Source organism: Citrobacter sp. wls757, from assembly GCF_005280935.1.
In the GTDB taxonomy this organism is placed as follows: Bacteria; Pseudomonadota; Gammaproteobacteria; order Enterobacterales; family Enterobacteriaceae; genus Citrobacter; species Citrobacter portucalensis.
Window position 1 is genome coordinate 1 of sequence record NZ_SZWU01000045.1, and the last position, 11,128, is coordinate 11,128.

Annotated in this window: 9 protein-coding genes and 1 pseudogene; 7 read left to right on the forward strand and 3 right to left on the reverse strand. The window is 53.8% G+C overall.

From position 1 onward, the window contains the following. The first annotated feature begins 33 nt into the window (after nucleotides 1-33). Nucleotides 34-816, forward strand: a complete 783-nt coding sequence (gene tatD, locus FDW94_RS12165) for a 3'-5' ssDNA/RNA exonuclease TatD (RefSeq protein WP_137377653.1) — start codon at nucleotides 34-36, stop codon at nucleotides 814-816. A 5-nt stretch (nucleotides 817-821) separates the two neighbouring features. Here the strand turns inward: tatD and rfaH are convergent, their stop codons facing one another. Next, nucleotides 822-1,310, reverse strand: a complete 489-nt coding sequence (gene rfaH, locus FDW94_RS12170) for a transcription/translation regulatory transformer protein RfaH (protein WP_003017881.1) — start codon at nucleotides 1,308-1,310, stop codon at nucleotides 822-824. Nucleotides 1,311-1,514: 204 nt separating this feature from the next. Here rfaH and ubiD point away from each other — a divergent pair, with 204 nt between their 5' ends. The 4 genes from ubiD (at nucleotide 1,515) to FDW94_RS12190 (ending at nucleotide 5,882) form a co-directional block, all read left to right on the forward strand. Beyond that, the gene (ubiD, locus tag FDW94_RS12175) at nucleotides 1,515-3,008 is read left to right on the forward strand and encodes a 4-hydroxy-3-polyprenylbenzoate decarboxylase (protein ID WP_003828905.1); all 1,494 of its coding nucleotides are present in this window, start codon (nucleotides 1,515-1,517) and stop codon (nucleotides 3,006-3,008) included. Between the two features lie 40 nt (nucleotides 3,009-3,048). Then, a complete protein-coding gene (gene fre / locus FDW94_RS12180) occupies nucleotides 3,049-3,750 on the forward strand; it encodes an NAD(P)H-flavin reductase (RefSeq protein ID WP_003828903.1) in 702 nt (233 codons plus the stop codon). A 228-nt stretch (nucleotides 3,751-3,978) separates the two neighbouring features. Further along, nucleotides 3,979-4,905 (forward strand): ROK family protein, encoded by a 927-nt coding sequence (locus FDW94_RS12185; protein ID WP_137377654.1) that lies wholly within the window; start codon nucleotides 3,979-3,981, stop codon nucleotides 4,903-4,905. Further along, a complete protein-coding gene (locus FDW94_RS12190; RefSeq protein WP_137377655.1) occupies nucleotides 4,902-5,882 on the forward strand; it encodes a LacI family DNA-binding transcriptional regulator in 981 nt (326 codons plus the stop codon). Before FDW94_RS12185 ends, FDW94_RS12190 begins: the two co-directional genes overlap by 4 nt. Before the next feature lie 213 nt (nucleotides 5,883-6,095). Here the strand turns inward: FDW94_RS12190 and fadA are convergent, their stop codons facing one another. Both fadA and fadB read right to left on the reverse strand, forming a co-directional pair. Continuing rightward, nucleotides 6,096-7,259, reverse strand: a complete 1,164-nt coding sequence (gene fadA / locus FDW94_RS12195) for an acetyl-CoA C-acyltransferase FadA (protein WP_003828895.1) — start codon at nucleotides 7,257-7,259, stop codon at nucleotides 6,096-6,098. A 9-nt stretch (nucleotides 7,260-7,268) separates the two neighbouring features. Beyond that, nucleotides 7,269-9,458, reverse strand: coding sequence for a fatty acid oxidation complex subunit alpha FadB (gene fadB / locus FDW94_RS12200; protein ID WP_137377656.1), 2,190 nt, complete (start codon nucleotides 9,456-9,458; stop codon nucleotides 7,269-7,271). A 188-nt stretch (nucleotides 9,459-9,646) separates the two neighbouring features. Here fadB and pepQ point away from each other — a divergent pair, with 188 nt between their 5' ends. Continuing rightward, nucleotides 9,647-10,978, forward strand: coding sequence for a Xaa-Pro dipeptidase (gene pepQ, locus FDW94_RS12205; protein ID WP_137377657.1), 1,332 nt, complete (start codon nucleotides 9,647-9,649; stop codon nucleotides 10,976-10,978). After that, a pseudogene (locus FDW94_RS12210) lies at nucleotides 10,978-11,128 on the forward strand (IMPACT family protein); the annotation flags it as partial. The gene pepQ and the pseudogene FDW94_RS12210, both read left to right, overlap by 1 nt.

Consider the following 11,128-nt stretch of genomic DNA (forward strand, 5'->3'; position numbering starts at 1 on the left):
GCCCGTCAGGGCGGTTGTCATATGGGAGGTAGCATGTTTGATATTGGCGTTAATTTAACCAGTTCACAATTTGCGAAAGACAGGGATGATGTTGTGGCGCGCGCCTTTGCTGCGGGCGTAAACGGTATGCTTCTGACCGGAACAAACCTGCACGAAAGCCAGCAGGCGCTGAAGTTGGCGCAACATTATCCGCATTGCTGGTCCACGGCTGGCGTGCACCCGCATGACAGTAGCCAATGGCAATCCTCAACGGAAGACGAGATTATCGCGCTGGCAAACCAGTCTGAGGTGGTCGCTATTGGCGAGTGCGGTCTGGATTTCAATCGCAATTTCTCCACGCCACAGGAGCAGGAACGTGCTTTTGAGGCACAACTGCGCATTGCCGCTGAACTGCAGATGCCGATTTTCATGCATTGTCGGGAAGCCCATGAGCGTTTTCTGACGTTGCTGGAGCCGTGGCTGGATAGTCTCCCGGGCGCGGTGCTGCACTGTTTTACCGGAACGCGGCAGGAGATGCAGGACTGTGTGGACCGAGGGCTTTATATTGGTATTACCGGCTGGGTCTGTGATGAGCGTCGGGGGATGGAACTGCGGGAACTGCTGCCGTTTATTCCGGTAGAAAGACTACTGATCGAAACCGATGCGCCTTACCTCCTTCCTCGCGACTTAACGCCTAAACCGACGTCACGGCGCAATGAACCGGCGCACCTGCCACATATTCTTGAGCGTATTGCCCACTGGCGCGGAGAAGATCCTCAATGGCTGTCAGCAACCATTGATGCTAACGTCCGAACGTTGTTCGAAGTGACCTTCTAAACGGCTTAAATTTTTCTAAAACCGGTATTTTTCACGCTCTGCTTAACTTCTTTATTCAACAGGTTAAGCAGTAGCATGGAACGCGCTTCGCCATCCGGCTCGGTGAAGATCGCTTTTAGCCCCTCAAATGCCCCTTCAGTAATAATCACGCTGTCCCCTGGCTGAGGAGTTTGCGGGTCCACAATACCTTCAGGCTTGTAGATAGAAAGCTGGTGAATAACGGGAGAAGGGACGGTCGCAGGCGTCGCGCCAAAACGGACGAAATGGCTGACACCACGCGTGGCATTGATAGTGGTGGTGTGGATCACTTCCGGGTCGAACTCGACAAACATGTAATTAGGGAATAGTGGTTCACTGACTGTGGTACGTTTACCGCGCACTATTTTTTCCAGGGTGATCATAGGCGTCAGGCAGTTCACCGCCTGTCTTTCCAGGTGTTCCTGGGCTCTCTGAAGTTGCCCACGTTTGCAGTACAGTAAATACCAGGATTGCATAATAACTCTTATCCGCTTGTTCTGAGCGCAAGCATAGCAAAAGCCATGCGTTAAGTTAATTATACCCACCTCAACGCAGGCTGAAACCCAATGGGTATATACGCCCGGGGCTTATATGTATCGCCAGAGTTCACGCTAATTTAACAAAAATACAGCATCACAATGATGAACGCCGTATAATGAAGCGCTTACGAAGAGGCCACAATGGACGCCATGAAATATCACGATTTACGCGACTTCCTGACGCTGCTTGAACAGCAGGGCGAGCTCAAACGCATTTCGCTTGAGGTGGATCCCCATCTGGAAATTACTGAAATTGCCGATCGCACTCTGCGTGCCGGTGGGCCTGCGTTACTGTTTGAGAATCCGAAAGGCTATTCAATGCCGGTGCTGTGTAACCTGTTTGGCACACCAAAGCGTGTTGCGATGGGGATGGGACAAGAAGATGTCTCGGCGCTACGAGAAGTCGGTAAACTGTTGGCGTTTTTGAAAGAGCCAGAGCCACCGAAAGGATTCCGCGATCTGTTTGATAAGCTGCCGCAGTTTAAGCAGGTGTTGAACATGCCGACTAAGCGGTTGCGCGGTGCACCTTGTCAGCAAAAAATCTACTCGGGCGATGACGTTGATTTAAACCGCATTCCGATTATGACCTGCTGGCCGGAAGATGCCGCGCCGCTGATTACCTGGGGGCTCACCGTGACGCGTGGTCCGCATAAAGAGCGGCAGAATCTGGGCATCTATCGTCAGCAGCTGATTGGCAAAAACAAGCTCATTATGCGCTGGCTGTCCCATCGCGGCGGCGCGCTTGATTACCAGGAGTGGTGCGCAGCGCATCCGGGCGAACGCTTCCCGGTTTCTGTGGCGTTAGGAGCAGATCCTGCGACCATTCTGGGGGCCGTGACGCCGGTCCCTGATACATTATCCGAGTACGCATTTGCCGGGCTGTTGCGCGGAACCAAGACCGAAGTGGTTAAATGTATTTCCAACGACCTGGAAGTGCCTGCCAGCGCAGAAATCGTGCTGGAAGGGTACATTGAACCGGGCGAGCTGGCTCCGGAAGGGCCGTATGGCGATCATACCGGCTACTACAACGAAGTAGATAGCTTCCCGGTCTTTACCGTCACGCACATTACCCAGCGTGAAGATGCAATTTATCACTCTACCTATACCGGACGCCCGCCAGATGAACCCGCGGTGCTCGGCGTGGCGCTGAACGAAGTCTTCGTGCCTATTCTGCAAAAGCAGTTCCCGGAAATCGTCGATTTTTATCTACCTCCGGAAGGCTGTTCTTATCGCCTGGCCGTCGTGACGATGAAAAAACAGTACGCTGGCCATGCCAAACGCGTCATGATGGGTGTTTGGTCGTTTTTGCGTCAGTTTATGTACACCAAATTTGTTATTGTTTGCGATGATGACGTCAACGCACGCGACTGGAATGATGTGATTTGGGCAATTACTACCCGTATGGACCCGGCCCGGGATACGGTACTGGTAGAGAATACGCCAATTGATTACCTGGACTTTGCCTCGCCGGTTTCCGGCCTTGGTTCAAAAATGGGGCTGGATGCCACAAATAAATGGCCGGGCGAAACCCAACGTGAATGGGGACGTCCGATTAAAAAAGATCCTGAAGTGACTGCGCGCATTGACGCAATTTGGGATGAACTGGCCATCTTTAATGACGGCAAAAGCGCCTGAGGCGCGATCGTTTTGCCTATTGATCCGACAGAGAGAGCGCATGACAACCTTAAGCTGTAAAGTGACCTCGGTAGAAGCTATCACTGACACCGTATATCGCGTTCGTTTAGTGCCAGACGCGGCGTTTTCCTTTCGTGCTGGCCAGTATTTAATGGTCGTGATGGATGAAAGGGATAAGCGTCCGTTCTCCATGGCATCAACGCCGGACGAGCAAGGATTCATTGAGCTGCACGTTGGCGCCTCTGAGCTAAATCTTTACGCCATGGCCGTGATGGACCGTATTCTGAAAGACCGGGAAATCAAGGTCGACATTCCGCATGGCGAAGCCTGGCTGCGTGACGAAGACGAGCGCCCGCTGATCCTGATTGCCGGTGGTACAGGGTTCTCTTACGTGCGTTCTATTCTGCTTACCGCGCTGGCGCGTAATCCAAATCGCGATATCACCATTTACTGGGGCGGTCGCGAGGAGAAGCATCTCTACGATCTCTCCGAGCTGGAAGCGCTGTCTGTGAACCACCCGAATCTGCGCGTTGAGCCGGTGGTGGAACAGCCTGAAGACGGCTGGCGTGGTCGTACGGGAACTGTGTTAACGGCAGTATTGCAGGATTACGGTACTCTGGCGGAGCATGATATCTACATTGCCGGGCGTTTTGAAATGGCCAAAATCGCGCGCGATCTCTTCTGTAATGAGCGAAGTGCGCGTGAAGATCGCCTGTTTGGCGACGCTTTCGCGTTCATTTAAGCGCTGTGCGCCGGAGTCCTTCCGGCGCATTCATCACCAACCTTACTTCTTCTAACAGGGTGCAAGCCCGGTCTCGTTGTTTCTCTTTTTCACCACGTTTTTTAGTAAACATGTTTTTCCTATCTATTAATCACAAAACTTAGCTTTTGTGACAGGTCTCTTTTTGTTTAGTAAACAAAATTGGCAAACTAGACACAATCAAATTGCGAGGCGCAAACGAGGAAGACCATGAGACTCGGACTGGATATTGGCGGGACTAAAATCGAAGCGGTGGTGATTGATAACGCGGGGGAAATTGTTTACCGCGAGCGATGCGCGACACCAAAGCAGAGTTACGGTGATTTTTTCCAGGCCGTGACGGAGATGATTGTTAAGGCCAGACTGGCCGTTAATCAGCCTTTATCGGTTGGCGTTGGGGTGCCAGGCGCGGTGGATAGCGAAGGTTTGATTAAGAATTCGAACATCCTGGTGCTCAATCAACAGGCCTTTGCGCAAGACCTTGAGCGAGCATCAGGAATGCCCGTGCCGGTTACCAATGATGCCAACTGCTTTACCTTGTCGGAAGCGATGGACGGTAGCGGACACGGGCATAGCGTGGTATTTGGCGTGATCCTCGGTACCGGTTGCGGCGGTGGACTATGCATCGATAACCGCTTGATCTCTGGACCTAACGCCTGCGCAGGAGAGTGGGGGCATAATGCATTGCCGCGCTACCACGAATCTCAGGACGGGGCTGGAGTGAGATGCTATTGCGGACAGTTGAACTGTATTGAGAGCTTTATTTCCGGTAGCGGTCTGGAACGTCAGTACATGAATCACACCGCGCAGCATGTGGGTGTGCCACAAATTATGCAACAGGTAGAATCGGGTGATGCGGATGCCTGCTTTGTATGGGAACGCTATTGCGATCAACTGGCGCGTGCATTGGCGGGCGTGGTGAATACGCTCGATCCCGATGTTATCGTGCTTGGGGGCGGGGTATCCAATATCGATTTACTGTATTCGGGTTTACAGGCGCGAGTGGCGCAGTACGTATTTGGTAAGCAGTGCCGCACACCGATCGTTCGGGCCCGCCACGGCGACAGCAGCGGCGTACGCGGTGCGGCCTGGCTGGGGGCGCAACAAGCCATAGTAGAATCAATGAGAGTGAAATGACAAAACCTGTACGTATCAGAGATATTGCCGAAGCTTGTGGTGTTTCAGTTGGTGCTGTTTCCCGCGCCCTAAAAGGGCAGCCGGGGCTGCGTGAAGACACCCGGCTGCGCATTATTTCTGTGGCGCAGCAGCAGGGTTATGATTTTTCCCGTCTGCGCACTGACAAGATCAAACGCGTCCTGTTTTTGCTTCACCGCCAGCACAATATCAGCCGGGCATTGCCGTTTTACTCTCAACTGCTGCTGGGCATAGAAGATAACTGTCGTGACCATGGTATTGCGCTGAGCTTTCTCTCCATTGGTCCAGGCGATGCAGTGAGTGAGCAGGTGCTGCTGCACCAGCCTGATGCGCTGATCTGTGCCGGATTTTTTGAGCCTGAATTACTTGGCTTGCTGCAACAGATGAAGCTGCCGTTGGTGCTGGTGGATCTCTGGGCGCCGGGCCTGCCTTGCGTGAATCCGGACAACACCCAGGGCGGTTACCTGGCTACACAACATTTGATTGCACAAGGTTGCAGCCGTATTGCTTTTCTTGCCAGCACGCTTGCGCACTACAGCATCCGTCAGCGCGAGAAGGGTTACCGTCAGGCATTGTATGAGGCCCGTTTGCTGATGCCGCCAGAGTATGAAGCTATTGCGCCGCCGCTGCTGGATACCGAGCAATCTTTGGTGGAGGCGGTGAATGAATTGCTCAGTCTGCCAGAGCCGCCCGACGCTATTTTTGCCTATAACGATGCGGCAGCGCTGGTTGTTCAACGGGTGTGTGCGCAGCAGGGTATACGTATCCCGGAAGATCTTGCGCTGGTTGGGTTTGATGATATCGATGCTGCGGCCTGGTCACATCCACCACTCACCACCATTGCGGTTGATAAACAACAATTGGGGCGTGAAGCGCTGCGTTTATTGCTGGAAGAAAATCAGGAAGAGAATCTGCTGTTGCCGGTGCAGTTAGTGGTACGTGGTAGTTCAGAGAAATAAAAAACCCGCCCCTGACAGGCGGGAAGAACGGCAACTAAACTTTCTCTCTTCGCCATTGGCACCATAACTGTGTTGGCTGCGCTCATTCACCCGAATCACTTACTATACGTAAGCTCATCGGGATTCATTCACTTGCCGCCTTGTTCTGGCACCAATGGCTTTGAGATAACATTTCGTAGGCCGGGCAAGCGAATCGCCCCCGGCATGCTTTGATTAAACTCGCTCAAATACCGTCGCGATGCCCTGGCCTAACCCGATACACATCGTCGCCAGGCCAAACTGTACGTCTTTACGTTCCATCAGATTGAGCAGGGTGGTGCTGATACGCGCCCCAGAGCAACCCAACGGATGGCCCAAAGCGATCGCCCCGCCGTTGAGGTTGATCTTCTCATCGATCTGCTCCATCAGCCCCAGATCTTTAATGCACGGCAGGATCTGAGCGGCAAAGGCTTCGTTCATCTCAAACAAACCGATATCGCTGGTGGAGAGTCCCGCTTTTTTCAGCGCCAGTTTTGAGGCCGGAACCGGGCCGTAACCCATGATTGAAGGGTCGCAACCAACAACAGCCATCGAACGAATACGGGCACGCGGCGTCAGACCCAGCTCACGGGCGCGACTTTCGCTCATGACCAGCATCGCCGCAGCGCCGTCGGAGAGTGCGGAGGAGGTACCGGCAGTGACCGTTCCGCTAACCGGATCGAACGCCGGGCGCAGGGTGGAGAGCGCTTCAACGGTTGTCTCCGGGCGGATAACCTCATCGTAGTTAAACTGCTTCAGCACGCCGTCGGCATCATGGCCGCCGGTCGGGATGATTTCGTTTTTAAATGCGCCAGACTGTGTTGCAGCCCAGGCGCGAGCATGTGAACGTGCGGCGAAAGCATCCTGCATTTCACGGCTGATGCCGTGCATGCGAGAGAGCATTTCCGCAGTCAGACCCATCATTCCCGCGGCTTTTGCCACGTTGCGGCTCATGCCCGGATGGAAATCAACGCCGTGGCTCATTGGCACATGGCCCATATGCTCCACGCCGCCAATCAGGCACGCCTGAGCATCGCCGGTCATGATCATGCGTGCCGCATCGTGCAGCGCCTGCATGGACGAACCGCACAGGCGGTTGACCGTGACGGCTGGAACGGAGTGAGGAACTTCCGCCAGCAGCGCGGCGTTACGGGCGATGTTGAAACCCTGCTCCAGCGTTTGCTGCACACAGCCCCAGTAAATATCATCAAGCGCGGATGGCTCCAGCGCAGGATTTCGCGCCAGCAGGCTACGCATTAAGTGTGCGGAGAGATCTTCTGCCCGCACGTTACGAAACGCGCCCCCTTTCGAACGGCCCATCGGGGTACGGATCGCATCAACAATTACAACCTGTTCCATTGTGACTCCTTAAGCCGTTTTCAGGCTGCCAACCGGGCGGGCAGGCTCAACCTGGGGATAATACGGTTCGTTATGGCGCGCCTTATCACGCAGACCAGCCGGAACTTCATACAGCGCTCCGAGGTGTTGATACTGCTGGGCCATATCGAGATACTTCGCGCTGCCGAGCGTATCCAGCCAGCGGAACGCGCCGCCGTGGAACGGAGGGAAGCCCAGGCCATACACCAGCGCCATGTCGGCTTCTGCCGGGCTGGCGATAATGCCTTCTTCCAGACAACGCACCACTTCGTTGACCATTGGGATCATCATGCGAGCGATAATCTCTTCATCACTGAAGTCGCGTTTCGGCTGGCTGACTTCTGCCAGCAGATCGTCAACGGTGGCATCCTCTTCTTTCTTCGGCTTGCCCTTGTTGTCTTCTTTATAACGCCAGAATCCAAGACCGTTTTTCTGTCCGAAACGGTTCGCATCAAACAGGGCGTCTATCGCGTCGCGATAATCTTTCTGCATACGCTGAGGGAAGCCTGCGGACATCACTGCCTGCGCGTGATGTGCGGTATCAATTCCCACCACGTCCAGCAGATAAGCCGGGCCCATCGGCCAGCCAAACTGTTTTTCCATGACTTTGTCGACTTTGCGGAAATCCGCCCCATCGCGCAGCAGCTGGCTGAAACCGGCAAAATACGGGAACAGCACGCGGTTCACGAAGAAACCGGGGCAGTCGTTGACCACAATTGGGGTTTTGCCCATCTGGCTTGCCCAGGCGACAACTTTGGCGATGGTTTCATCCGAGCTTTTCTCGCCGCGAATAATCTCAACCAGTGGCATGCGGTGTACTGGGTTAAAGAAGTGCATCCCACAGAAGTTTTCCGGGCGCTTGAGCGCGCTGGCCAGCTCGTTGATTGGGATGGTGGAGGTATTTGAAGCCAGTACGGTGTCCGGGCGTACCTGATCTTCGGTTTCTGCCAGTACCGCTTTTTTCACTTTCGGGTTTTCCACGACAGCTTCAACCACCACGTCCACACGCTCAAAACCGCTATAGTCGAGGGTTGGATGAATAGTGGAAATCACGCTCGCCATTTTCAGACCGTCAATTTTGCCGCGCTCAAGCTGTTTGTTCAGCAGCTTGGCCGCTTCGGTCATACCCAGCGTTAATGATTTGTCGTTGATATCTTTCATGACAACCGGCACGCCTTTCCAGGCTGACTGGTAAGCGATGCCGCCGCCCATAATGCCCGCGCCCAGCACCGCAGCTTGCTTCGGTGCTTCAATATTTTTGGTGAGTTTTTTGGCTTTGGCTTTGACGAACTGATCGTTAAGGAAGATCCCAACCAGCGCGCGAGCTTCACTGGTGTGCGCCAGTGGAACAAAGCTTTTATTTTCCAGATTCAGCGCTTCTTCACGGCCAAAACGGGCCGCTGCTTCAATGGTTTTTACCGCGGTAATCGGCGCGGGATAATGCTTCCCTGCCGTCTGTGCCACCATGCCTTTAGCGATGGTAAAGCTCATAGCCGCTTCAATTTTGCTGAGTTTCAACGGCTCCAGCTTCGGCTGACGTTTGGCCTTCCAGTCGAGGTCGCCGTTAATCGCCTGACGTAATACCGCTATCGCGCCATCAAGCAGTTTGTCTTGCTTCACTACGCCATCGACCAGGCCGATTTTTAGCGCCTGCTCAGCACCAACATCCTTACCTGCCGCAATAATTTCCAGCGCGCTGTCCGCACCCAGCATACGTGGCATACGCACAGAGCCGCCAAAGCCCGGCATAATGCCCAGCTTGGTTTCCGGCAGGCCAATGCGCAGGTCCGGCGTTGCCAGACGATAATCGGTTGCCAGAACACACTCGCAGCCGCCACCCAGCGCGTAGCCGTTTACCGCTGAAAGGGTCGGAACAGGCAGATCTTCGAGGCGATTAAAGACGCTGTTGGCAAAATGCAGCCACTGGCTCAGTTGTTCTTCAGGCACGAGGAACAGTGAAAGGAATTCGGTGATATCGGCACCAACAATAAAGGCTGCTTTGTTAGAACGCAGCAGCAGTCCTTTTAAATTCGGTTGTTTTTCCAGCACATCAAGCGCATGGCCCAGGCTGGCAACGGTGGCCGTGTCGAGTTTATTGACCGAACCAGGGGCATCGAACACCAGTTCGGCGATGCCATCTTCCAGCCAGTCGAGGTACAGGGTGTCGCCTTTGTAAAGCATGTCAGTCTCCTGAATCCGCAAGGTGATCTGGTCATACCAGATGAATCGAAGTGTGTGTTTTATGTTAATAAAATGCAAATAAATGATTAAAGAAATGACGATTCGATCACGCTCGGCAGAAATCACGCACTCACAAAGCGATGTGCTAAGATGCGGAGACTTGAGGTCAAAAAACAGAAGGATAGAAAATGGAATCGCTGGCCGCACTCTATAAAAATCATATCGTTACCTTACAGGAACGGACGCGCGACGCGCTGGAACGCTTCAAACTGGATGCGTTACTTATTCACTCTGGCGAACTTGTTAACGTCTTTCTCGACGATCATCCATATCCGTTTAAGGTCAATCCACAATTTAAAGCCTGGGTGCCTGTAACACAGGTTCCTAACTGCTGGTTGCTGGTGGATGGCGTAAACAAGCCGAAACTGTGGTTCTACCTGCCGGTCGATTACTGGCACAACGTTGAGCCGCTACCAACCTCTTTCTGGACGGAAGAAATCGAGATCATCGCGCTGCCGAAAGCGGATGGTATCGGTAGCCAACTGCCTGCTGCTCGCGGCAATATCGGTTACATCGGCCCGGTTCCGGAACGTGCGCTGCAACTGGACATCGCGGCCAGCAACATCAACCCGAAAGGGGTGATCGACTACCTGCATTATTACCGCGCCTATAAAACGGAATACGAACTGGCCTGTATGCGCGAAGCGCAGAAAATGGCGGTAAATGGACACCGTGCAGCAGAAGAAGCGTTCCGTTCCGGAATGAGCGAGTTTGACATCAACCTCGCTTACCTGACTGCCACCGGTCACCGCGACACCGACGTGCCATACAGCAACATCGTGGCGCTTAACGAGCATGCTTCGGTTCTTCATTACACCAAGCTGGATCATCAGGCACCGTCTGAAATCCGCAGCTTCCTGCTCGATGCTGGTGCGGAATACAACGGTTATGCGGCAGATCTGACGCGTACCTGGTCGGCGAAAAGCGACAATGACTATGCGCATCTGGTGAAAGACGTTAACGACGAAGAGCTGGCGCTGATTGCCACCATGAAAGCAGGCACCAGCTACGTGGATTATCACATTCAGTTCCATCAGCGCATCGCGAAGCTGCTGCGTAAGCATCAAATCATCACCGGTATGAGTGAAGAAGCGATGGTGGAAAACGATCTTACCGGGCCGTTTATGCCGCACGGTATTGGTCACCCGCTGGGTCTGCAGGTACATGATGTCGCAGGCTTTATGCAGGATGACAGCGGTACTCATCTGGCCGCGCCGTCGAAGTATCCTTACCTGCGTTGCACCCGCGTACTGCAACCAGGCATGGTTCTGACCATCGAACCGGGCATTTACTTCATTGAATCTCTGTTGGCACCGTGGCGTGAAGGACAGTTCAGCAAGCACTTCAACTGGCAGAAAATTGAAGCACTGAAACCGTTCGGCGGTATTCGTATTGAAGACAACGTGGTGGTCCACGAAAACAATATCGAAAACATGACGCGGGATTTGAAACTGGCGTAATGGACAGTTGGTTAATCCCTGCGGCGCCGGTTAGCGTCGTCGAAGAGATCAAAAAAAGCCGCTTCATTACGCTGCTCGCCCATACGGACGGCGTAGAAGCGGCAAAGGCGTTTGTTGAGTCAGTCAAAGCGGAACACCCGGACGCCCGCC